Origin of the sequence: Pseudomonas yamanorum (assembly GCF_900105735.1) — a bacterium.
In the GTDB taxonomy this organism is placed as follows: Bacteria; Pseudomonadota; Gammaproteobacteria; order Pseudomonadales; family Pseudomonadaceae; genus Aquipseudomonas; species Aquipseudomonas yamanorum.
The window spans coordinates 4,523,860-4,546,539 of record NZ_LT629793.1 but is presented as its reverse complement, the minus strand read 5'-3'; the positions used below and the strand labels follow the sequence as shown (position 1 = coordinate 4,546,539).

The following is a 22,680-nucleotide window of genomic DNA, read 5'->3' as shown; positions in this document are numbered from 1 at the left end:
TTTCAGTTCCCCTGCTTATCGTCAACGATGCGGTATTCGGCGCTGCGGGCGTGGGCGGTCAGCGACTCGCCACGGGCCAGCACGGAAGCGGTCTTGCCCAACTCCGACGCGCCCTGTGGCGAGCAGAAGATGATCGACGAGCGCTTCTGGAAGTCATACACGCCCAGGGGCGAGGAGAACCGCGCGGTGCCCGACGTCGGCAACACGTGATTGGGGCCGGCGCAGTAGTCGCCCAGAGCTTCGCTGGTGTGGCGGCCCATGAAGATCGCGCCCGCGTGACGAATCAGCGGCAGCCAGGCTTGTGGGTCGGCGACGGACAACTCCAGGTGTTCCGGCGCAATGCGGTTGGCCACCTCGATGGCCTGCTCCATGTCGCGGACCTGGATCAGGGCGCCACGGCCATTGATCGACTTCTCGATGATCTCGGCACGCTCCATGGTCGGCAGCAGCTTGGCGATGCTCGCTGCCACCTTGTCCAGGAATTCGGCATCCGGGCTGACCAGGATCGCCTGGGCGTCTTCGTCGTGCTCGGCCTGGGAGAACAGGTCCATGGCGATCCAGTCCGGGTCGGTCTGGCCGTCACACACCACGAGGATTTCCGAAGGGCCGGCGATCATGTCGATGCCGACCTGGCCAAATACATGGCGCTTGGCCGTGGCTACGTAAATGTTGCCCGGGCCCACCACTTTATCGACCTTCGGCACACTTTCGGTGCCGTAGGCCAGGGCCGCTACCGCTTGGGCGCCGCCGATGGTGAAGACCCGATCAACACCCGCGATGCAGGCCGCTGCCAGCACCAGTTCGTTGATTTCGCCGCGCGGGGTAGGTACCACCATCACCACTTCGGTCACGCCGGCGACCTTGGCCGGAATCGCGTTCATCAGTACCGAGGACGGGTACGAGGCTTTACCGCCCGGCACGTACAGGCCGGCGCGGTCCAGCGGCGTAACCTTCTGGCCCAGCACGGTGCCGTCGGCCTCGGTGTAGCTCCAGGAATCCTGTTTCTGTTTTTCGTGGTAGCTGCGCACCCGCGCGGCCGCCACTTCCAGGGCTTCGCGCTGGGGCGCGGTGATGCGGGTCAAGGCCAGTTCCAAGCGCTCGCGGGGCAGGATCAGGTCGGCCATGGAGGCAACGTCCAAGCCATCGAACTGCCGGGTGAAATCCACCAGCGCCGCGTCACCGCGTTCGCGCACGGCCTTGATGATGTCGAGCACCCGCTGGTTGACCGAATCGTCGGACACGCTTTCCCAGCTCAGCAGATGATCCAGATGATGGGCGAAATCCGGGTCGGCAGCGTTGAGTCGGGCAATTGCAGTGGACGTGGTCATAGCGAGGGCCTCAATAGAATTGGCAAAAACTCAGGCGCCCTAAACTAGCAGTCGTTTCCGCTTGGGCACCTGAGAATTCTGGCTATGAGGCGGATAGACGGGCGCGGCTTAGGGCCGCGCGGGTGAGTCAACCGCGGTGTCGAGACTCCACTGCCTTGCGCAGGGTGTCGATCAACGCCTGGATACGGGCGTGCTGCATTTTCATGGAAGCTTTGTTGACGATCAGGCGGGAGCTGATGTCAGCGATAAAGTCCTGGGGTTCCAGGCCGTTGGCGCGCAGGGTGTTTCCGGTGTCGACCACGTCGATGATCTTGTCGGCCAGGCCGATCAGCGGTGCCAGCTCCATCGAGCCGTAAAGCTTGATGATGTCGACCTGGCGACCTTGCTCGGCGTAGTAGCGCTTGGCAACGTTGACGAACTTGGTCGCCACCCGCAGGCGGCCCTTAGGCTCGACGTCACCGACACGGCCGGCGGTCATCAGCTTGCACAGGGCGATACGCAGGTCCAGCGGCTCGTACAGGCCCTGACCGCCGTATTCCATCAACACATCTTTGCCCGCGACGCCGAGGTCGGCCGCGCCATGCTCAACGTAAGTTGGCACATCGGTGGCACGCACGATCAGCAGGCGAACGTCGTCCTGGGTCGTGGGGATGATCAGCTTGCGGCTCTTGTCCGGATTCTCGGTTGGCACGATGCCCGCTTCAGCCAGAAGCGGCAAAGTGTCGTCAAGGATGCGGCCCTTGGACAGTGCGATGGTCAACATGGGAAACGTCAGTCCTTCATCAGGCTATTGCTGTCCGGTCGCAATCGGCGCCAGACACAGATCGAGGCCATTACAGCCTCGATTTGAAACAAATCAGTTAACAGCATACATCGTCCTGTGGCGAGGGCGCTTGCTCCCGCTGGGGCGCGAAGCGGCCCTGGTCTTTATTTAAAAAGACTGGGACTGCTGCGCAGTCCAGCGGGAGCAAGCTCCCTCGCCACAATGACCGTGTTTGCAGTTCCTGGAACTAGCCCGGTACGCGGCGGATTTTCGCGCCGAGCATCTGCAGCTTCTCTTCGATGCACTCGTAACCACGGTCTATGTGGTAAATGCGGTCGATCAGGGTGTCGCCGTCAGCGCACAGCGCCGAGATCACCAGGCTGGCCGACGCACGCAGGTCGGTGGCCATCACTGGCGCGCCCTTGAGCTTCTCGATGCCGGTCACGATGGCGGTGTTGCCTTCGACCTGGATCTTGGCGCCCATGCGGTGCAATTCATACACGTGCATGAAGCGGTTTTCGAAGATGGTCTCGATCACGGCACCGGTGCCTTCAGCAATCGCGTTCAGGGAAATGAACTGCGCCTGCATGTCGGTGGGGAACGCCGGGTACGGAGCAGTACGCACGTTGACGGCTTTTGGCCGCTTGCCGTGCATGTTCAGCTCGATCCAGTCTTCGCCGGTGGTAATCTCGGCGCCGGCTTCCTTGAGTTTTTCCAGGACGGCTTCAAGGATGGTCGGATCGGTGTCCTTGACCTTGACGCGGCCACCAGTGACGGCAGCAGCCACCAGGTAGGTACCGGTCTCGATACGGTCCGGCATCACTTTGTAGGTGGCCGAATGCAGGCGTTTCACACCTTCGATGGTGATGGTGTCGGTGCCGGCGCCTGTGATGTTGGCGCCCATGGCGATCAGGAAGTTGGCCAGGTCGACCACTTCAGGCTCGCGCGCGGCGTTTTGCAGGACGCTGCGGCCGTTGGCCAGGGCAGCAGCCATCATGATGTTCTCGGTACCGGTCACGCTGACGGTATCAAAGAAGAAGTTCGCGCCACGCAGGCCGCCTTCCGGCGCCTTGGCCTTGATGTAGCCGCCTTCGACGTCGATGGTTGCACCCATGGCTTCGAGGCCACGGATGTGCAGGTCCACCGGACGCGAACCGATGGCGCAACCGCCAGGCAGTGCGACTTCGGCTTCGCCGAAACGGGCAACCATCGGGCCCAGTACCAGGATCGAGGCGCGCATGGTTTTCACCAGCTCGTACGGCGCGATCAGGGTCTTGATGGTGCGCGGGTCGATTTCGACGCTGAGTTTCTCGTCGATCACCGGCTCGATGCCCATGCGACCGAACAGCTCGATCATGGTGGTGATGTCGTGCAGGTGCGGCAGGTTGGCCACGGTAACCGGGCCATCGCACAGCAAGGTCGCTGCCAGGATCGGCAGGGCGGAGTTCTTCGCCCCGGAAATACGGATCTCGCCATCAAGACGAGCACCGCCGGTAATAATCAATTTATCCATAAGAATCTCGACGCCTTGGGGGCTCAGGTGCGCTCGGCCCAGGCCGCGCGGCTGAAAAATTTCATAGTGACCGCATGGATGCTGCCATCGGTGATCCACGGGTTCAAATGGGCATAGATCTGCTGCTGACGCTTGACCGGGCTCAATGCCGCCAGTTCATCGCTAATCACGTTCAGCTGGAAGTTGCAGCCTTCGCCCTCAACTTCAACATTAGTTTGGGGTAGCTTTCCTTCAAGGAAGCTTTTAACTTCTAGGGCCTGCATGATCAACCTCTATGGGCGCCCAGTGCGCGCGGGTCGCACATCATACAAAAAAGCCCCGCGCCTGCGAACCCCGCATAGCAGGACTCTGACGGGGGGCTTCTTTAATAATGTGTATTAAGGATGCGCCAACAGCTCGGTCAGACCGGAAACTTCAGCGATTTCACGCATGTCTTCGGGCAGCGCACGGATGCTCACCGTTTTTTTGACAGCCTGCGCATCACGCATGAAACACAGCAGCAACGACAAGCCGACACTGCTGGACTTCACCACCGCCGAGCAATCCAGCACCAGCGCGGACGCAGTGCTGGAATTGATCAGCGCTTGGCCCTGCTTGCGCAGGGCTGGCCCGGTGCTGTAATCCAGCACGCCGCTGAGCAGCAGCTCACCGGACTCGCCAAGGCGAATGGCCGACTCGGTCATTGGGCAGACTTCCCGGCAGCTTTGTCGGTTTCTTCCTTGGCCTTGGCCACTTCACCGGCCCAACCATTGATGGTTTTGTCCAGGTCGTTGCCATTGCGCTGCATGGCATCCGCGAACTGGTCACGGAACAGCTTGCCAATGTTGATGCCATTGATCACGACGTTACGCAGTTTCCACTCGCCATTGATCTTCGTCAGGGTATAGGACACCGGATACACCGCGCCATTGGTACCCTTCACGGTCATGCCAACTTCGGCACGGTCACCCGTTTCGGACTTCGGCGCGTCAACCGTAATGCCCTGGTTGTTGTACTCAAGCAATGCGTTGCCATAGAACTGGAACAGGCCACGCTTGAAATTTTCCTGGAAGCGGGTCATCTGCTCCGGGGTCGCCTTGCGCGAGTACTTGACGGTCATGATGCTTTTGGAAATGCCTTCGGCATCCACCACAGGCCCGACAATCGTGTTCAGCGCGTTATAAAACTGACTCGGGTCTTGCTTGTACTTTTCCTTGTTGGCGCTCAGGTCAGCCAACATCTTGTTGGTGGTGTCCTGCACCAGGTCATGTGCAGAGCCGCCGGCAGCGGCGTTAGCCATCAACGGCAGTGCCGCGAGCAGTACCAACAGGCCACGTCGCAAAGTAGAGATCATCAACACATTCCTCATTTGGCGTCTTTATTGACGGTATTGAGCAGGAATTTACCGATCAAGTCCTCCAGCACCAACGACGACTGTGTGTCATGAATGGTCGAGCCATCCTTGAGCAGAGCTGTTTCCCCGCCCACGCTGATACCGATGTACTTCTCGCCCAGCAAGCCAGCGGTGAGGATAGACGCAGTGGAGTCAGTCGGCAGGTTATCGACCTTCTTGTTCACTTGCATCGTCACCCGGCCGGTGAAGCTGTCGCGGTCCAGATCGATCGCCGTGACCTTGCCGATGGTTACACCCGCCATGGTCACTTTAGCTCTGACAGTCAAACCGGCGATATTGTCGAAGTAGGCGTAAAGTTTATAAGTATCGGCGGTGGGGCTGGCCGATAGGCCGCTGACTCGCAGGGCGAGCAACAGTAAAGCCAGGATGCCAGCCAGCAAGAAAAGGCCGACACCGATTTCCACAGTGCGGTTTTGCATCAGAAATCTCCAAACATCAAGGCGGTCAAAATGAAGTCAAGGCCCAGTACCGCCAACGAGGCGTACACAACGGTCTTGGTGGTGGCGCGACTGATCCCCTCTGAAGTGGGCTCACAGTCGTAGCCTTGGAATACGGCGATCCAGGTCACTACAAAGGCGAAAACGATGCTTTTAATGATGCCATTGAGCACATCACCGCTGAAGGTCACGCTGTTTTGCATATTGCCCCAGTAGGAACCGTCGTAGACCCCCAGCCAGTCAACCGCCACCCATGAACCGCCCCAGATGCCCACCACGCTGAATACCATCGCCAGCAGTGGCAGGGAGATGAAGCCGGCCCACAGGCGCGGGGCAACAATGTACTTGAGCGGGTCGACACCGATCATTTCCAGGCTGGACAGCTGCTCGGTCGCCTTCATGTTGCCGATTTCGGCCGTCAGCGCCGAACCGGCACGCCCGGCAAACAGCAGCGCAGTCACCACCGGGCCCAACTCACGTAACAGCGTCAGCGCAACCATCTGCCCTACCGCCTGTTCGGAGCCGTAGCTGGAAAGGATATTGAAGCCTTGCAGCGCCAGCACCATGCCGATGAATACCCCGGAGACCACAATGATCACCAGGGACATCACACCCACGGAGTGCAGTTGCTTGATCAGTAGGCCAAAACCGCCGCCAATACCGCCGCGGCCGAGCAACGCATGAAACAGGAAAATCGTCGAACGGCCCAGCACACCGATGATATCGATGCCGGAGCGTCCGAAAAGGCGAACCTTTTCGAGTAAAGATGTCTTGCGCATCAGCGCTTCCCCAGAAGATCTGAGCGGTAGTCCGCTGCCGGAAAGTGAAAAGGCACCGGGCCATCGGGATCGCCGGTCATGAATTGGCGAATGCGCGGGTTATCAGCGTTCATCAGCTCTTCAGGCGTGCCCTGCCCCAACACCTGGCCATCGCCCACGACATAAAGGTAGTCGGCGATGCTCGCGGTCTCGGCCAGGTCGTGGGAGACCACGATACTGGTGATACCCAGTGCGTCGTTGAGCAGGCGGATCAGGCGCACCAGGACGCCCATGGCGATCGGGTCCTGGCCAACGAAAGGCTCGTCGTACATGAGAATTTGCGGGTCGAGGGCGATCGCACGCGCCAGGGCGACACGACGCTTCATGCCACCGGACAGCTCGTCGGGCATCAAATCGATGGCACCGCGCAGCCCTACGGCCTGCAATTTCAGCAACACAATGTCACGAATCATCTCATCGGACAGCTGTGTGTGCACCCGCAGCGGGAACGCCACGTTTTCGAATACGTCGAGATCGGTAAACAACGCACCGCTCTGGAACAGCACTCCCATGTGCTTGCGCGCATCGAACAGGTCGCTGCGCGAGAGGGTCGGCAGGTTCTGGCCATTGACCCAGACTTCACCGGCGGAGGGGCGCAATTGCATGCCCATCAGGCGCAACAGCGTCGTCTTGCCGCAACCGGAAGGCCCCATAATGCCCGTGACTTTGCCGCGGGGAATGCGAATATCCACATTATTGAAGATGCTGCGCGTACCGCGCTTGAAGGACAGACCCTTCAGCTCGACCGCGTAGGCGTTATCGGCACTCATCTAAACTCCTTGGGATGCAGCCTTTCACTCAGACACCTTGTTTTCGACAAATGCTTGCGCCGAATAGACAAAAAGGCTGCGCGGACCGAACTGGCGGCGAACTATATCACTGCTGGTGCAGCGCCCCCAAGGCCGGAACAGAGCTTGTTCAGAAACAGGACAGGTAATAAATCGCAATATTAAGGGTTGCTCAGAAGCTTGACTAAATAAAGGCTGACGAACTTACGTGAGCGATTCGATCATTACCGCTATAATCGCCGACTTTTCGTCAGGCTATACGATTTCAGACATGAGCCAATCCAGCGACCTTATTCAATCCGCACAACGCACCATCCGCCTCGAGCTTGAAGCCGTAGAAGGTTTGCTGGCCCATATCGACGCGGATTTCGTACGCGCATGCGAGATGATTCTGGCCAGCAAGGGCCGCGTTGTCGTGGTCGGCATGGGCAAATCAGGGCATGTTGGCAACAAGATCGCCGCCACCCTGGCGAGCACCGGGACCACCGCGTTCTTCGTGCATCCGGCCGAAGCCAGCCACGGCGACATGGGCATGATCACCCGGGACGACATCATCCTGGCACTGTCCAACTCTGGCACCACCAACGAAATCGTGACCCTGCTGCCGCTGATCAAGCGCCTGGGCATCCAGTTGATCAGCGTGACCGGCAACCCGGACTCGACGCTGGCAAAAGCCGCTGAAGTGAACTTGAACGTGCACGTTGCCCACGAAGCCTGCCCGCTGAACCTGGCACCGACCTCCTCCACCACCGCCGCCCTGGTCATGGGCGATGCGCTGGCCGTGGCCCTGCTGGAAGCCCGCGGGTTTACCGCCGAAGACTTCGCATTTTCCCACCCGGGCGGCGCCTTGGGCCGTCGTCTGCTGCTTAAAGTGGAAAATGTGATGCACGCCGGCGACGAGTTGCCGCAAGTGGCGCGGGGCACCCTGCTTAAAGACGCCTTGATGGAAATGACCCTCAAGCGCCTGGGCATGACCGTGATCCTGGAAGACGACGGGCGCCTGGCCGGGGTTTTCACCGACGGTGACCTGCGTCGCACTCTGGACCGCAACCTCGACATCCAGACCGCCACCATCGACGAAGTCATGACGCCCCACGGCAAGACCGCCCGCCCTGACATGCTTGCAGCCGAAGCGCTGAAGATCATGGAAGACCATAAAATCCTGGCGCTGGTGGTGGTCGACAGTGACGACCGCCCGGTTGGCGCCCTGAACATGCACGATTTGCTGCGTGCGGGAGTGATGTAAATGACCACCGACCTGTTGCAACGGGGCAAAAACATCAAGCTGGCGATTTTCGACGTCGACGGCGTGCTGACGGATGGCCGCCTGTACTTCCTGGAAGACGGCAGCGAATTCAAGACCTTCAACACCCTCGACGGCCAAGGCATCAAGATGCTGATGGCGGCGGGCGTGCAAACCGGCATCATCAGCGGTCGCAAGACCCCGGTTGTGGAACGCCGCGCACAAAACCTGGGGATTCCTCACCTGTATCAGGGCCGCGAGGATAAACTGGTGGTTCTGGACGAGCTTCTTGGCCAACTCAACCTAAGCTATGAGCAGGTTGCGTACCTGGGTGACGATTTACCCGACCTGCCGGTGATTCGCCGGGTCGGCCTGGGCATGGCCGTGGCCAATGCTGCGGCGTTCGTTCGCGAACACGCCCATGGTGTAACCACCGCCCGTGGCGGCGAAGGCGCCGCCCGTGAGTTCTGCGAACTGATTCTGCGCGCCCAAGGCAGCCTTGAAGCGGCCCACGCCGCCTACCTATAGAGCGTTTTATGCTGAGTAAAAAGATTCGCAATTTCCTGATACTTGCAGTCATCGCCGCGGTTTTTCTCGCGGTCGGTTATTGGAATATCAGCCCGGAGCGCTTCCTCGACAAGCCTGTTGCCCAGGTTGACGAGAGCGCTATCGACTATTACGCCATCAACGCCCACAGCATTCAGTACCTGCCGGATGGCAAGGTTCAGTATGAAATGACCTCTGACAAGGTCGAACACTTGAAGGCATCCGAGGTCACCTTATTGACCAAGCCGGACATGAACCTGTATCGCGGTGCCGAATTTCCGTGGCACGTCACCAGCGAGCGTGGCGAAGTCAACCCGGACGGCACCCAAGTGGAATTGATTGACTCGGTTCGCGTAGCCCGTACCGACGCCAAGGACCGCGAGACCATTATTACCAGCAGTCGCATGACCGTATTCCCACAGAAGCAATATGCGCAGACCGAGCAAGACGTTAGAATTGACGGCGCTGGCGGTGTATCGACTGGCAAGGGAATGAAAGCGTATTTGAAAGAAAGCAGGATACACCTGCTATCGAACGTAAGAGGACAGTATGAGGCTCGTTAAAACCCTCCCTATTTTGCTCGGCCTGGGCGCAGCACTGGGAAGCGTGAGCGCCTGGGCTCTGCCGAACGATAGCCAGCAACCGATCCACATTCAGGCTGACGATGCGCAGCTGGATGACAAGCAAGGTATCGCGACCTACACCGGCAGCGTGATCATCACCCAAGGCTCGATGAAAGTGACGGGTAATACCGTGACACTGACTCGCACCCCGGCAGGCGATATCGACGTGGTCACTTCGGTGGGCAACCTGGCGTATTTCGAACAGCTGCAGAAAGTGGGCGACCCTACGCCGGTCAAAGGCTATGGCAAGACGATCCAGTACCACGCCCAGCAAAACCGTATCGTGCTGATCGACCAGGCCCGCGTCATCAATGACGGCAACACCACCGACGGCGAAAAAATCGTCTACGACACGGTGAAGCAGATTGCCCAGGCCGGTCGCGCCACCGGCTCGAAAATCAGTACGCCGAAGCCGCGTATCGACATGGTTATCCAGCCGAAGCAGAAACCGGGCGCAGCCCAGCCGGCGCCGAAACCCGACGCGAAGAAGGCGAATTAATGGCAACCCTGAAAGCCCAGCATCTGGCCAAGGCCTATAAAAGCCGTCAGGTCGTGCGCGACGTCAGCCTGTCGATCGACAGCGGGCAGATCGTCGGCTTGCTCGGCCCCAACGGTGCCGGCAAGACCACCTGCTTCTACATGATCGTCGGCCTGGTACAGGCCGATCAAGGCCGCGTGCTGATCGACGACCTGGACGTGAGCCACCAGCCTATGCACGGTCGTGCGCAGGCGGGTATCGGCTATCTTCCCCAGGAAGCATCGATCTTCCGCAAACTGTCGGTTTCCGACAACATCATGGCCATCCTCGAGACCCGCAAGGAACTCGACCGCGCCGGGCGCAAGAAAGAGCTGGAAAGCCTGCTGCAGGAATTCCATATCAACCACATTCGCGACAACCTCGGCATGAGCCTTTCCGGCGGCGAGCGGCGTCGTGTGGAAATCGCCCGCGCCCTGGCCACTGCGCCGAAGTTCATCCTGCTGGACGAACCATTCGCCGGTGTCGACCCGATCTCCGTCGGCGACATCAAGCAGATCATCCATCATCTCAAGGCCAAGGGCATCGGTGTGTTGATCACCGACCACAACGTCCGCGAGACCCTCGATATCTGCGAAACCGCGTATATCGTCAACGATGGACAGCTGATTGCCGAAGGTGACTCCGCCACTATCCTGGCCAACGAACTGGTCAAGGAAGTGTATCTGGGTCACGAGTTCCGCCTGTAAACACGGTGGTATCAGGCCATTCGCCATGGAGCGCGGTAGTCAATAAAAACCTCATTATTTTTATTGTTACCGCGCTCTAGGCAAAGCCCCCGATATCAGGCATATAATTTGCTTATGTTTGGCGCTCACGCGCCCTGTCGTGGATGGCGCATTGCGCCGGCGAATAAGGTGTTAAGCCCCTGCCATGAAACCATCGCTAGTCCTGAGAATGGGCCAGCAGCTGACGATGACACCGCAGCTGCAACAGGCCATCCGCCTGCTCCAATTGTCGACCCTGGACCTGCAACAGGAAATCCAGGAGGCCCTGGAGTCCAATCCGATGCTCGAACGCCAGGAAGAAGGCGACGACTTCGATAATGCAGACCCGCTGGCCGACAACATCGAGCAAAAGCCCAACCCCGACGTACAGGAACCCTCCTACCAGGAAACCGCCCCCACGGTGGACAACCTTGAGGAAGGCGAATGGAACGAACGCATTCCCAACGAGCTTCCCGTGGACACCGCCTGGGAAGACGTCTACCAGACCAGCGCCAGCAGCCTGCCGAGCAATGATGATGACGAGTGGGACTTCACCACCCGCACGTCCGCCGGCGAGAGCCTGCAGAGCCATTTGCTCTGGCAACTGAACCTGGCCCCGATGTCCGATACCGATCGCCTGATCGCTGTGACCCTGATCGATTGCATCAACAATCAGGGCTACCTGGACGAGACCCTTGAGGAGATCCTCGAGGCCTTCGACCCGGAACTGGACATAGAACTGGACGAAATTGAAGCCGTCCTGCACCGCATCCAGCAATTCGAGCCCGCCGGCATCGGCGCCCGCACCCTCAGCGAGTGCCTGCTGCTGCAATTGCGCCAATTGCCGGCCAAGACTCCATGGCTGGCCGAAGCGCAGCGCCTGGTCACCGACTATATCGACCTGCTGGGCAGCCGCGACTACAGCCAACTGATGCGCCGCATGAAGCTCAAGGAAGATGACCTGCGCCAGATCATCGAGCTGGTACAGAGCCTCAACCCTCGCCCTGGATCGCAGATCGAGTCCAGTGAAGCCGAATATGTCGTGCCCGATGTCATCGTGCGCAAGGACAACGAGCGCTGGCTGGTGGAGCTGAACCAGGAATCGGTACCGCGCCTGCGGGTCAATCCGCAATACGCAGGTTTTGTACGCCGCGCCGACACCAGCGCCGACAACACCTTCATGCGCAACCAGTTGCAGGAAGCCCGCTGGTTCATCAAGAGCCTGCAAAGCCGCAACGAAACCCTGATGAAAGTCGCCACCCAGATCGTCGAGCACCAGCGCGGCTTCCTGGAATACGGCGATGAAGCAATGAAGCCGTTGGTTCTGCATGACATCGCCGAGGCGGTAGGCATGCACGAATCAACGATTTCCCGAGTGACCACACAAAAATTCATGCATACCCCACGGGGTATTTATGAGCTGAAATACTTTTTCTCCAGCCACGTCAGCACCTCCGAAGGCGGCGAATGCTCGTCCACGGCGATCCGCGCGATCATCAAAAAACTGGTTGCCGCGGAAAATCAGAAAAAGCCGTTGAGTGACAGCAAGATCGCTGGTTTACTGGAGGCACAAGGCATTCAGGTCGCCCGTCGAACCGTCGCCAAGTACCGCGAGTCCCTTGGGATCGCGCCTTCCAGCGAGCGTAAGCGTTTGATGTGACGGGCGGGCCATAGCGTTCCAGTGACGGGTATTCCTACCCGTCGCTTTATGCACTGGCAACGAAGGAGAAGCTGTATGCAAGTCAACATCAGTGGACACCATGTAGAAGTCACCCCTCCATTGCGCGAATACGTCGAGCTGAAGCTGAGGAAGCTTGAGGGCCATTTCGACAAGATCACCAACGTGCAGGTCATCATGAAGGTCGACAAGCTTCAGCAGAAAATTGAAGCGACACTTCAGATACCTGGTGGCGAAGTGGTCGCCAATGCCGAACATGAAGACATGTATGCATCAATCGACTTGCTCACAGACAAGCTTGACCGCCAACTTAAAAAGCATAAGGAAAAGCAGCAGAGCCTTCTTCAAGGCACTGGCCGCTAACACTCCCCACCCATGATCCGACTTGAAACCATCCTGACCCCCGGCCGTTCCCTCGTGAACGTGCCGGGCGGCAGTAAAAAGCGTGCCCTCGAACAAATTGCCAACCTGATCGGCCGCGAAGTGCCCGAAATGGATACGCAAGCTGTGTACGAGGCCCTGATTGCCCGTGAAAAGCTCGGCTCGACCGGCTTTGGCAACGGCATCGCCATTCCTCACTGCCGCCTGCAAGGCTGCGAGTCTCCAGTCAGCGCCCTGCTGCACCTGGACGCCCCTATCGACTTCGATGCCATCGACGGCGCCCCGGTTGACCTGCTGTTTGTACTGTTGGTCCCGCAAGCCGCCACCGATGCGCACCTGGAACTGCTTCGACAAATCGCCAGCATGCTCGACCGCAAAGAAGTACGCGACAAACTGCGCAGCGCCCCCAGCAATGAGGCGCTCTATCAGGTTGTCCTGGATGAACAAAACGGGCATTAATCATGCGTTTGATCATCGTCAGCGGCCGTTCCGGCTCAGGTAAAAGCACGGCCCTCAATGTTCTTGAGGACAACGGCTTCTATTGCATCGACAACCTGCCCGCTGGCCTGCTGCCGGAACTGGCGGAACGCGCCCTGATTCACACTGAGCTCGCGCAACCGCTGGTCGCCGTATCGATCGACGCGCGCAACCTGCCCAGCCACCTCACACGTTTCCCGGAACTGCTCGAAGAAGTACGGGCCAAGCACATCCACTGCGATGTGCTGTACCTGGACGCCGATGAAGAGACGCTGCTCAAGCGCTTCTCCGAAACCCGTCGTCGCCACCCGTTGAGCAGTCCCCATCGTTCCTTGGCCGAAGCCATCGAGGACGAAACCAAACTGCTGGGACCGATCATTGACCTGGCCGACCTCAAGATCAACACCACCAGCCTGAACCTGTATCAACTGCGGGATGCGATCAAGCTGCGCCTGCTGAATCAGCCGGAGCCGGGCACTGCTTTTCTAGTGGAGTCGTTTGGCTTCAAGCGCGGCATGCCTGTGGATGCCGACCTGGTGTTTGATGTGCGCTGCCTGCCCAACCCGTACTGGAAGCCGGAGCTGCGCGATCAGTCCGGGCTGGACCAACCTGTGGCCGATTACTTGGCGGCGCAACCGGATGTCGAGGAGATGTTCCAGGACATTTCCAGCTACCTGCTCAAGTGGCTGCCGCGTTTTGCGGCCAGCAACCGGGCTTATGTCACCATCGCCATTGGCTGCACCGGCGGCCATCACCGTTCCGTCTACCTGACCGAACGCTTGGGCCAGGTGCTGCAACAAACCCTCAAGAACGTCCAGGTTCGCCACCGCGACCTCAGCTGAAAGGAACACCTCCGCGATGCCCGCTCTGGAAATTGAAATCATCAACAAGCTGGGCCTGCACGCCCGGGCCTCGGCAAAGTTCGTCGGCGTCGCCGGGCAGTTCCCTTGCCAGATTCGCGCCGGGCGCACTCCCGAATCCATGGTCGACGGCAAAAGCATCATGGCCATGATGATGCTGGCTGCGGGCAAGGGCACGAAGATTCATCTGAAGACCGAAGGCGAGCAAGAGCAGGAAGCGATGGATGCGCTGGTGAAGTTGATCAATAACTACTTCGACGAAGGCGAGTAAACCCGCCTTCCTGTGACCGAGTGAAGCCGAATGCGGCTTCACCCCAATGCTGTATCCATCACCATCATCAAACAGAACCCGATGCACAGCCCCAAGCTGGCAAGCTTGTCATGGCCATTGCGCCGCGACTCGGGAATGACTTCGTGAGTCACCACCAGCAGCATCGCCCCGGCCGCCAGTGCCAGCCCCAACGGCAACAGCACCTCCGCCAGGCTCACCAGCCAGGCGCACAGCACCGCAAACACCGGCTCCACCAGGCCTGACGCCGCGCCGATCAGGAACGCCTTGACCCGCGACATCCCTGCCCCGGCCAGCACCAGCGCAATCACCAATCCCTCCGGCACATCCTGCAAGGCGATGCCCATGGCCAGGCTGTCGGCATCGGGCATGCCGCCGCCTGCCGAGACACCCACGGCCATGCCTTCGGGAATGTTGTGGGCAATGATGGCGAACACAAACAGCCAGATACGCGGCGGTATCACCGGGTGTTCCGGACTGCCCACCAGCATTTCCGGGCTGGCGCCGGAGACCTTGCGATCCACCAGGTACAACCCGAACGCGCCCAGCATGATGCCGAAACTGATCAAGCCACTGGCGGCCCAAGGCGTCAGCCCCAGGCTTTGCGCAGCCGCAATACCCGGCACGATCAGCGAAAACGCCGTCGCGGCCAGCATTACCCCGGCACCGAAGCCGAGCAGCGTGTCGCTCACCGCCAACGGCATTCGGCGGATCACCAGTACCGGCACAGCGCCCAAGGCGGTGCCAAGCGCGCAAATGGCACCACCTTGCAAGGCCCGCAGAATGCGGGGTTCCAGGTCAAGCCAGGCCAGCCCTTGGGCCACCAGCAACGCGGTTCCCGCCAATAGCAGCAGCGAGCCAAACGCATAACGAAACATTCGCACGCTGCTGATCGCCAGTGTTTCAGTGCCCATAGTCGGCCTTAGATCTTGTTATAGAGGAGTGTCAGCCCAGCGCCGCCTGGTAGCGTCCGGCAACTTCCGGCCAGTTGATGACGCTGTAAAACGCATTGATGTATTCCGGACGACGGTTTTGGTACAGCAGGTAGTAAGCGTGTTCCCAGACGTCCAGGCCGAGGATTGGCGTATTGCCGCCCATCAGCGGGCTGTCCTGGTTGCCGCTGCTTTCCACCACCAGGGTCTTTTGCGGGGTCACGCTCAACCACGCCCAGCCACTGCCAAACCGGGTCAAGGCAGCTTTGGTGAAGGCCTCTTTGAACGCATCGAAACCGCCCAACTGTTCGTCGATGGCTTTGCCCAGAGCACCGTCCGGTTTGCCGCCGCCCTTGGGCGACATCACTGCCCAGAACAACGAGTGGTTAGCATGACCGCCGCCCTGGTTGATCACCGCCGCCCGCAGCCTTTCCGGCAGTTGTTGGACGCTGGACACCAGTTTCTCCACCGGCCAACCGGCAAACTCGGTGCCTTCGACAGCCGCGTTTAGGTTGTTGATGTAGGTCTGGTGATGCTTGGTGTAGTGGATCTCCATGGTTTGCGCATCGATATGCGGTTCAAGGGCATCGTAGGCGTAAGGCAAGGCCGGCAAGGTGTAGGACATATCAATGAGCTCCATAAAAAGGGCTGTTACGGGTCGACGCATCCGATGGCGCCACATTGCTGCCCAGCAGGCGGTGGGTACGTGGGTACTCACCGTGATCGCTGATGAAATTCAGCAGTTCGACGTAGGTCTTGCTGCTCTGGCGCAGGGCCGCTTCCCGCAATTGCGGGTTCAGGCGAGTGTCCTGCATGGTCTGCAACAAGCGCTGGTGAATGGCGCAGAGGTATTCCGCGCTCTCCTCCGGCTGGTTCAGGCGCAGGTGCAGGTCGGCCAGGTTGTGATGAGAAATGACGCAAGCCGCCACCGCTTCGTCGGCATCCGCCCAGCGCTCAAACAACACTTGAGCCAGCGCCAGGGCTTGCAGATAGGCCTCGCGGGCGTCTACCAGCTCGCCCGCCATAAAGCAGCGATTGGCCCGTTCGATCGTGCGTTTCCAGTGCTCCATGGTGAGCCTCCAAAGCAGGGTCGGTGATTACACGCCGCCGGCCGTGAGCTTTTCCGGATCCAGCAGGATTTCCAGTTGGCTGCGGGGCAAGTCGGTGTGTTCGAGCGCCACGTCAATCACCGGGCGGCCTTGTTGATAGGCCTTCTTGGCGATTTCGGCGGCCTTTTGGTAACCGATGATCGGGTTGAGTGCGGTCACCAGGATCGGGTTGCGCGACAGCGCTTCCTTGAGCTTGGCTTCGTTGACCTTGAAGCTGGCGATGGCCTTGTCCGCCAACAGGCGGCTGGAGTTGGCCAGCAATTCCAGGCTGCTGAGCAGATTCTGGGCAATGATCGGCAGCATCACGTTGAGTTCGAAGTTGCCGGACTGGCCGGCGATGGTGATCACCGTGTCATTGCCGATCACCTGTGCGGCAACCATGGCGGTAGCTTCCGGGATCACCGGGTTGACCTTGCCCGGCATGATCGAGGAGCCCGGTTGCAGGCCTTCCAGCTCGATTTCACCGAGGCCGGCCAACGGGCCAGAGTTCATCCAGCGCAGGTCGTTGGCGATTTTCATCAAGGACACGGCGGTGGTCTTGAGCTGCCCGGAGACCGCGACGGCGGTGTCTTGGGAGCCGATCAATGCAAACAGGTTCTTGCCCGGAGTGAACTGAACGTGGGTCAGGCTGCTCAGTTGCTGGCTGAAACGCGCCGCAAACTCCGGATGCGCATTGATCCCGGTGCCGACTGCAGTGCCGCCCTGAGCCAGCGCCTGCAAACTTGGCAGCAGGTCTTGCAGATGGCCGATATTCGCCTTGAGCTGTTGAGCCCAACCATTGAGCACCTGGCTCATGCGCACCGGCATCGCGTCCATTAGATGCGTCCGGCCGGTCTTGACGAAGCGGTGCACCTCTTCGGACTTGTGTTCGATCACCTGTACCAGGTGCAACAGCGCCGGCAGGGTTTGCTCATGCAACACCAGCGCTGCGCTGACGTGAATGGTGGTCGGGATGATGTCGTTGCTGCTTTGGCCGCAGTTGACGTGATCGTTGGGGTTCACCGGCTCGCCCAGCAAACGGCTGGCCAGGGTCGCAATCACTTCGTTGGCATTCATGTTGGAGCTGGTGCCGGAGCCGGTCTGGAAGATATCCACCGGGAAGTGCTGCATGAAGTCGCCTTCCAGCAAGCCTTGGGCCGCATCGACGATGGCCTTGCCTTGGGCTTCGCTCAGTTGTTTCAGCTCAACGTTGGCCTTGGCGGCAGCAGCCTTGGCCAGGATCAGCGCACGAATGAACTGCGCCGGCATGCGCAGGTGGCTGATGGGAAAGTTGTTCACCGCACGCTGGGTTTGCGCGCCATACAAGGCCTCGGCGGGCACTTGCAGTTCGCCCATGCTGTCACGTTCGATACGGGTGTTACTCATCGGAAGATCCTTGCACCAAGTCGGAGTGAGAAATGGATGGAAGCAATTCGCAGGTCGCCAATTGCCAGGCAAAGGTCTGCCAGCGCTTGAGGCGGCAGGCACAGTGGGAAAGTTTTTCCAGGTCGCGCAACGGGCGCCAGGCCTGGTCCAGGCACATGGACCGCCAGTGCCAGGGCAAGGCGATATCGGAGGCGGTGTCGAGCAGCAGGCGGAATGAGGTTTCGCCGATGGTCCACGGGTGGGTCGCGGTGCAACAGGCGAGGTACCGGCCTTCGGCCAGGTAATGTTCGATCAGGCGGGGCTCGTCGGGATCAAGGCCGCAGCGAATCTGACGACTCATCCAACGCCAGCTTTCCAGGTAGGGATCCTCATGCAGGACAGAACTCATGATCCACACTCATTCGGTAATGATATTTATTATTAAATGATATTGAGAATCAAAACAAGGGCCTGAGGAAATCACTCGGAATTCCAGGCACAAAAAAAGGCGCGCTATCCAATGGATGGCGCGCCTTTTTTCAGCGTTTGTCGGCGGGTCAGCTGCCGGCGACGGTCATCTTCTCGATCAACACCGAACCGGTGCGGATGTTACTGCGCAGTTCCAGGTCATTACCCACCGCGACAATCTGCTTGAACATGTCACGCATATTGCCGGCGATGGTCACTTCCTGCACGGCGAACTGGATTTCACCGTTTTCCACCCAGAAACCCGCCGCGCCACGAGAATAATCCCCCGTGACCATATTCAGGCCATGGCCCATCAACTCGGTGACCAGCAAGCCACGCCCCATACGCCGCAACAGCGCCGCCTGGTCTTCATCCCCATGGGTGATGAACAGGTTGTGCACGCCGCCCGAGTTGGCTGTGCTTGGCAGTCCGAGCTTGCGACCGGCATAAGTACCCAGCACGTAGGACACCAACTCACCGTTCTCAACAAACGGCTTGGCATAGGTCGCCAGGCCATCACCGTCAAACGACGAACTGCCCATGGCGCGCATCAGGTGCGGACGCTCATCGATGGTCAGCCATTCCGGGAACAGCTTCTGGCCAATCGCGCCCTCGAGGAACGACGACTTGCGGTACAGGTTGCCGCCGGAAATCGCCCCAAGGAAGCTGCCGAACAAACCACCGGCCAGTTCCGCCGAGAACAACACGGGCACTTCGCAAGTCGGCACCGGGCGCGCGCCCAGGCGGCTGGCCGCACGTTGCGCGGCACGCTGGCCGATGAGCACCGGGTCCATCAGCAATTCGCCCTGGCGGTTCACGTCGTACCAGTAATCACGCTGCATCTGGCCGTTGGCTTCGGCGATCATCACGCAGCTCAGGCTGTGACGCGTCGAGGCATAACCGCCGATAAAGCCGTGGCTGTTGCCATACACGCGGCAACCCTGATGAGTGCTCAAGGTGGTGCCATCGGCGTTCTTGATCCGGCTGTCGGCATCAAATGCCGCCGCTTCACAGGTCAGTGCCTGTTCAATCGCCTGCTCAGGGGTGATGTCCCAGGCATGAAACAGGTCAAAATCCTTCAAGTCCCGAGCCATCAGGGCTGCATCAGCCAGGCCCGAGCTTTCATCTTCAGACGTGTGCTTGGCAATCGCCAGGGCTGCCGCGACGGTTTCGCGAATCGCTTCCGGGCCACTGGCGGAGGTGCTGGCCGAGCCTTTGCGCTGGCCCACGTACAAGGTGATACCAAACCCCTGGTCGCGGTTGAACTCAACCGTTTCCACTTCCCGCTGGCGTACCGAAGTCGACAACCCCTGCTCCAGGGACACCGCCACTTCACAGGCACTGGCCCCCTGGCGCTTGGCCTCGGCAATGATCTGCTCGACTTGTTCCTGCAGTGCCGGTAACGCTTGCGGACCGACGCTTTGGGCTGCACTCATGGTTTTCTCCACTCAAATTCTGCTTTCGGTTAAGGCCTTCTAGCGACCGGGCCGGACAAGCGGCCCCCGACTGGTTATCATGGCGGCGTTTCTTTGCGGACTGCCACCATGGTTGATTCTTACGACGACTCCCTCGATGGGGAGAAAAGCAAATCTCAGGTCAAACGCGAGCTGCATGCTCTGGTTGACCTCGGCGAGCGCCTTACAACACTCAAGCCTGACTTGTGTGCAAAACTGCCATTGACCGACGCCCTGCGCCGGGCCCTGAACGATGCGCCCAAGCACACCGCGAATATCGCGCGTAAACGGCACCTCATGTTTATCGGCAAACTGATGCGCGACCAGGACACTGACGCCATTCTGACGTTGCTCGATCAACTCGATGCCTCCACTCGCCAGTACAACGAGCGTTTCCATAACCTGGAACGCTGGCGTGATCGCTTGATCGCCGGCGATGACGCGGTACTGGAGAAGTTCGTCATCGAGTACCCGGATGCCGATCGCCAACAATTGCGCTCCCTGATCCGTCAGGCCCAGCACGAACTGGCGCAAAGCAAGCCACCGGCCTCCAGCCGAAAAATCTTCAAGTACATCCGTGAGCTGGACGATAGTCAACGCGGCCTGCGCTGACCCTCTTCCCCGGGTGGCGACCTTCGCCACCCGAAGCTCCCGTTCCTACGACCCCGTGCCACCCACGGTGATCGCATCAATTTTCAAGGTTGGCTGGCCGACACCCACCGGCACCGACTGACCATCCTTCCCACATGTCCCCACACCGCTGTCCAGCGACAGGTCGTTACCGACCATCGAGACCTTGCTCATGGCTTCCGGACCGTTGCCAATCAACGTTGCCCCTTTGACCGGCGCAGTAATCTTGCCGTCTTCGATCAAATACGCCTCGCTGGTGGAGAACACGAATTTGCCGCTGGTGATGTCCACCTGCCCACCACCGAGGTTGGCGCAGTAGATACCGCGCTTCACCGAGGCGATGATCTCGGCCGGGTCGCTTTCGCCACCGAGCATGTAAGTGTTGGTCATGCGCGGCATCGGCAGGTGCGCGTAGGACTCGCGACGCCCGTTACCGGTACGGGCTACGCCCATCAGGCGGGCGTTGAGCTTGTCTTGCATGTAGCCCTTGAGCACGCCGTTTTCGATCAGCGTGGTGCACTCGGTCGGGGTGCCTTCGTCATCGACGCTCAATGAGCCGCGGCGCCCAGCCAGGGTGCCGTCATCGACGATGGTGCAGAGCTTGGACGCAACCATCTCGCCCATGCGCCCGCTGTAGGCCGAACTGCCCTTGCGGTTGAAGTCACCTTCCAGGCCGTGGCCCACGGCTTCATGCAGCAGCACGCCGGACCAGCCGGACCCCAGCACCACCGGCAACGTGCCGGCTGGTGCTGGAATCGCTTCCAGGTTAACCAGGGCCTGGCGCAGCGCTTCACGGGCATAGCCCATGGCGCGGTCTTCGGTGAGGAAATAACGGTAGTCGGTACGCCCGCCGCCGCCATGGCCACCGCGCTCGCGGCGGCCGTTCTGTTCAACGATCACGCTGACATTGAAACGCACCAGTGGCCGCACATCCGCCGCCAGGCCGCCATCGGTGGAGGCCACGAGGATGCGTTCCCACACACCGGCCATGCTCACGGTGACTTGCTGGATACGCGGGTCCAGGGCGCGGGTCGCCGCGTCCACACGCTTGAGCAGCTCGACCTTTTCAGCGCGACTGATCACTTCCAGCGGGTTATCCGGGGCATACAACTGGGCCACGTCCTGGGTGCTGAACGCCTGCACCGTCCCGTTTTGACCGGCACGGGAGATCGAACGCGCCGCGCGAGCCGCCAGGCCCAGGGCTTCAAGGGTAATGGCATTGCTGTACGCAAAGCCGGTTTTTTCACCGGACTGCGCACGCACGCCCACACCTTGATCAAGGTTGAAGCTGCCTTCCTTGACGATCCCGTCTTCCAGGGCCCAGGACTCGGAAATCTGCCCCTGGAAATACAGGTCGGCAGCGTCGATGCCTGGCCCGGCCAGATCGCCGAGGACCGCTTGCAAGCTTTCGATGGTCACGCCACCAGGCGCCAGGAGGTGTTCACTGACTGAGGACAACAACTCGCTCATAGGTTTGGCCTTAAATTCATCGTTCTGAAGCAGGTCGCTGCGCGCCCTGCGAGAAAAAGCGCCGGTGGCCCGCCACCGGCATGCGCGTCCGTATCGACGCCTGTTCACTGCTATCGCGCTCGGCCAACAACACCGCTTCGCCTTGATCCTGTTGTGCCAACACGCGTCCCCATGGATCGATGATCGCCGCATGCCCGAAGGTTTCCCGGGGCCCCGGATGCACGCCACCCTGGGCGGCCGCCAGCAGGTAGCACTGGGTCTCGATGGCCCGGGCACGAATCAGCACATCCCAGTGCGCGGCACCCGTCACCGCCGTAAACGCGGAGGGTGCGGTAATCAGTTCAGCACCCGCCGCGCGCAATTCGCTGTAAAGCTCCGGAAAACGCAAGTCGTAACACACTGTCAGCCCCAGGCGGCCGACCGGCGTATCCGCCACCACCACCTGGCTACCATGAGCATAGTCATCGGATTCGCGATAACGACCCCGGGCATCAGCCACGTCGACATCGAACAGGTGCAGCTTGTCGTAACGGGCAACGATTTCGCCCTGATCATCAATCAGCAGCGAGCAGGCATTGGACTTGGCGTTCGGCTGATCCTTTGGAGGCAGCGGCAAAGTGCCGGCCACTATCCATAAGGTGAGGTCGCGGGCGGTCTGTTTCAACCATGGCAGGATCGGTCCTTCGCCCAAGGCCTCGGCGCGACCGATATCGGCCACATCGCGACGGCCCATGGCGGCGAAGTTTTCCGGGAGTACCGCAAGCCTTGCACCACCCGCCGCCGCTCGTTCCAGCAAGCGCCGGGCCTGGGCCAGGTTGGCCAGCACATCGCTTTGGCTGACCATTTGGATTACCGCAAAGGACATGGGCCTACACTCCAGAAAAGGCATGAGGC

General features: G+C 60.1%; 28 protein-coding genes. 11 read left to right on the top strand and 17 right to left on the bottom strand.

Annotated elements, in window-relative coordinates:
• Positions 1–2 precede the first annotated feature (2 nt).
• The 9 genes from hisD to BLU46_RS21350 form a co-directional block, all read right to left on the bottom strand.
• Entirely contained in the window at positions 3–1,328 is a 1,326-nt protein-coding gene (gene hisD / locus BLU46_RS21390; protein ID WP_093205197.1) for a histidinol dehydrogenase, read from the bottom strand.
• Between the two features lie 127 nt (positions 1,329–1,455).
• On the bottom strand, positions 1,456–2,091 hold the full coding sequence (gene hisG, locus BLU46_RS21385; RefSeq protein ID WP_003188599.1) for an ATP phosphoribosyltransferase: 636 nt from the start codon (positions 2,089–2,091) through the stop codon (positions 1,456–1,458).
• A 247-nt stretch (positions 2,092–2,338) separates the two neighbouring features.
• A complete protein-coding gene (gene murA, locus BLU46_RS21380) occupies positions 2,339–3,604 on the bottom strand; it encodes a UDP-N-acetylglucosamine 1-carboxyvinyltransferase (protein ID WP_010170568.1) in 1,266 nt (421 codons plus the stop codon).
• A 23-nt stretch (positions 3,605–3,627) separates the two neighbouring features.
• Positions 3,628–3,867: a BolA family protein gene (locus tag BLU46_RS21375; protein ID WP_010170570.1), complete on the bottom strand. Its 240-nt coding sequence runs from the start codon at positions 3,865–3,867 to the stop codon at positions 3,628–3,630.
• Between the two features lie 114 nt (positions 3,868–3,981).
• Positions 3,982–4,287, bottom strand: a complete 306-nt coding sequence (locus BLU46_RS21370) for an STAS domain-containing protein (protein ID WP_093205193.1) — start codon at positions 4,285–4,287, stop codon at positions 3,982–3,984.
• Positions 4,284–4,937, bottom strand: coding sequence for an MlaC/ttg2D family ABC transporter substrate-binding protein (locus BLU46_RS21365; RefSeq protein WP_093205190.1), 654 nt, complete (start codon positions 4,935–4,937; stop codon positions 4,284–4,286). The genes BLU46_RS21370 and BLU46_RS21365 overlap by 4 nt, the downstream gene beginning before the upstream one ends.
• 11 nt (positions 4,938–4,948) lie before the next feature.
• Entirely contained in the window at positions 4,949–5,416 is a 468-nt protein-coding gene (gene mlaD / locus BLU46_RS21360) for an outer membrane lipid asymmetry maintenance protein MlaD (protein WP_017477724.1), read from the bottom strand.
• Complete coding sequence (gene mlaE / locus BLU46_RS21355) at positions 5,416–6,213, bottom strand: lipid asymmetry maintenance ABC transporter permease subunit MlaE (protein WP_003216131.1); 798 nt, start codon at positions 6,211–6,213, stop codon at positions 5,416–5,418. Before mlaE ends, mlaD begins: the two co-directional genes overlap by 1 nt.
• Positions 6,213–7,022, bottom strand: a complete 810-nt coding sequence (locus tag BLU46_RS21350; protein WP_003216128.1) for an ATP-binding cassette domain-containing protein — start codon at positions 7,020–7,022, stop codon at positions 6,213–6,215. Before BLU46_RS21350 ends, mlaE begins: the two co-directional genes overlap by 1 nt.
• A gap of 289 nt (positions 7,023–7,311) precedes the next feature.
• On the opposite strand from BLU46_RS21350, the gene BLU46_RS21345 reads away from it, so the two are divergent.
• From BLU46_RS21345 to BLU46_RS21300, 10 genes are all read left to right on the top strand, one after another.
• Positions 7,312–8,286 carry a KpsF/GutQ family sugar-phosphate isomerase gene (locus BLU46_RS21345; protein WP_017477726.1) on the top strand — a complete coding sequence of 325 codons (975 nt, stop codon included), beginning with the start codon at positions 7,312–7,314 and terminating at the stop codon, positions 8,284–8,286.
• Positions 8,287–8,811 carry a KdsC family phosphatase gene (locus BLU46_RS21340; protein WP_010170579.1) on the top strand — a complete coding sequence of 175 codons (525 nt, stop codon included), beginning with the start codon at positions 8,287–8,289 and terminating at the stop codon, positions 8,809–8,811. It abuts the gene before it with no gap.
• An 8-nt stretch (positions 8,812–8,819) separates the two neighbouring features.
• A complete protein-coding gene (gene lptC / locus BLU46_RS21335; RefSeq protein ID WP_063027162.1) occupies positions 8,820–9,392 on the top strand; it encodes an LPS export ABC transporter periplasmic protein LptC in 573 nt (190 codons plus the stop codon).
• On the top strand, positions 9,379–9,951 hold the full coding sequence (lptA, locus tag BLU46_RS21330; RefSeq protein WP_023659193.1) for a lipopolysaccharide transport periplasmic protein LptA: 573 nt from the start codon (positions 9,379–9,381) through the stop codon (positions 9,949–9,951). Before lptC ends, lptA begins: the two co-directional genes overlap by 14 nt.
• Entirely contained in the window at positions 9,951–10,676 is a 726-nt protein-coding gene (gene lptB, locus BLU46_RS21325; RefSeq protein WP_003216119.1) for an LPS export ABC transporter ATP-binding protein, read from the top strand. Before lptA ends, lptB begins: the two co-directional genes overlap by 1 nt.
• Positions 10,677–10,860: 184 nt before the next feature.
• Positions 10,861–12,354 carry an RNA polymerase factor sigma-54 gene (locus BLU46_RS21320; protein WP_026078000.1) on the top strand — a complete coding sequence of 498 codons (1,494 nt, stop codon included), beginning with the start codon at positions 10,861–10,863 and terminating at the stop codon, positions 12,352–12,354.
• Between the two features lie 75 nt (positions 12,355–12,429).
• On the top strand, positions 12,430–12,735 hold the full coding sequence (gene hpf, locus BLU46_RS21315; RefSeq protein ID WP_017477729.1) for a ribosome hibernation-promoting factor, HPF/YfiA family: 306 nt from the start codon (positions 12,430–12,432) through the stop codon (positions 12,733–12,735).
• Between the two features lie 12 nt (positions 12,736–12,747).
• Complete coding sequence (gene ptsN / locus BLU46_RS21310) at positions 12,748–13,212, top strand: PTS IIA-like nitrogen regulatory protein PtsN (RefSeq protein WP_063027160.1); 465 nt, start codon at positions 12,748–12,750, stop codon at positions 13,210–13,212.
• Positions 13,213–13,214: 2 nt separating this feature from the next.
• Positions 13,215–14,072 carry an RNase adapter RapZ gene (gene rapZ, locus BLU46_RS21305; protein WP_027604814.1) on the top strand — a complete coding sequence of 286 codons (858 nt, stop codon included), beginning with the start codon at positions 13,215–13,217 and terminating at the stop codon, positions 14,070–14,072.
• A 16-nt stretch (positions 14,073–14,088) separates the two neighbouring features.
• Positions 14,089–14,361: an HPr family phosphocarrier protein gene (locus BLU46_RS21300; RefSeq protein WP_017138240.1), complete on the top strand. Its 273-nt coding sequence runs from the start codon at positions 14,089–14,091 to the stop codon at positions 14,359–14,361.
• A 38-nt stretch (positions 14,362–14,399) separates the two neighbouring features.
• Here the strand turns inward: BLU46_RS21300 and BLU46_RS21295 are convergent, their stop codons facing one another.
• The 6 genes from BLU46_RS21295 to pmbA all read right to left on the bottom strand — a co-directional run bounded on the left by BLU46_RS21295 (position 14,400) and on the right by pmbA (position 19,668).
• Positions 14,400–15,293, bottom strand: coding sequence for a ZIP family metal transporter (locus BLU46_RS21295; RefSeq protein ID WP_063027157.1), 894 nt, complete (start codon positions 15,291–15,293; stop codon positions 14,400–14,402).
• Between the two features lie 31 nt (positions 15,294–15,324).
• A complete protein-coding gene (locus BLU46_RS21290) occupies positions 15,325–15,936 on the bottom strand; it encodes a superoxide dismutase (RefSeq protein ID WP_063027155.1) in 612 nt (203 codons plus the stop codon).
• 1 nt (position 15,937) lies between these two features.
• Positions 15,938–16,381 carry a hypothetical protein gene (locus BLU46_RS21285; protein ID WP_063027153.1) on the bottom strand — a complete coding sequence of 148 codons (444 nt, stop codon included), beginning with the start codon at positions 16,379–16,381 and terminating at the stop codon, positions 15,938–15,940.
• Positions 16,382–16,408: 27 nt separating this feature from the next.
• Positions 16,409–17,785 carry a class II fumarate hydratase gene (locus BLU46_RS21280; protein WP_093205185.1) on the bottom strand — a complete coding sequence of 459 codons (1,377 nt, stop codon included), beginning with the start codon at positions 17,783–17,785 and terminating at the stop codon, positions 16,409–16,411.
• The gene (locus BLU46_RS21275; RefSeq protein ID WP_010170602.1) at positions 17,778–18,173 is read right to left on the bottom strand and encodes a hypothetical protein; all 396 of its coding nucleotides are present in this window, start codon (positions 18,171–18,173) and stop codon (positions 17,778–17,780) included. The genes BLU46_RS21280 and BLU46_RS21275 overlap by 8 nt, the downstream gene beginning before the upstream one ends.
• A gap of 148 nt (positions 18,174–18,321) precedes the next feature.
• Positions 18,322–19,668 (bottom strand): metalloprotease PmbA, encoded by a 1,347-nt coding sequence (gene pmbA, locus BLU46_RS21270; RefSeq protein ID WP_003216094.1) that lies wholly within the window; start codon positions 19,666–19,668, stop codon positions 18,322–18,324.
• A gap of 108 nt (positions 19,669–19,776) precedes the next feature.
• Here pmbA and yjgA point away from each other — a divergent pair, with 108 nt between their 5' ends.
• Positions 19,777–20,298 (top strand): ribosome biogenesis factor YjgA, encoded by a 522-nt coding sequence (yjgA, locus tag BLU46_RS21265; protein WP_003216092.1) that lies wholly within the window; start codon positions 19,777–19,779, stop codon positions 20,296–20,298.
• Positions 20,299–20,343: 45 nt separating this feature from the next.
• Here the strand turns inward: yjgA and tldD are convergent, their stop codons facing one another.
• Positions 20,344–21,786, bottom strand: a complete 1,443-nt coding sequence (tldD, locus tag BLU46_RS21260; protein ID WP_063027147.1) for a metalloprotease TldD — start codon at positions 21,784–21,786, stop codon at positions 20,344–20,346.
• 16 nt (positions 21,787–21,802) lie between these two features.
• Positions 21,803–22,651, bottom strand: a complete 849-nt coding sequence (locus BLU46_RS21255) for a carbon-nitrogen hydrolase family protein (protein ID WP_093205180.1) — start codon at positions 22,649–22,651, stop codon at positions 21,803–21,805.
• Between the last annotated feature and the right edge of the window lie 29 nt (positions 22,652–22,680).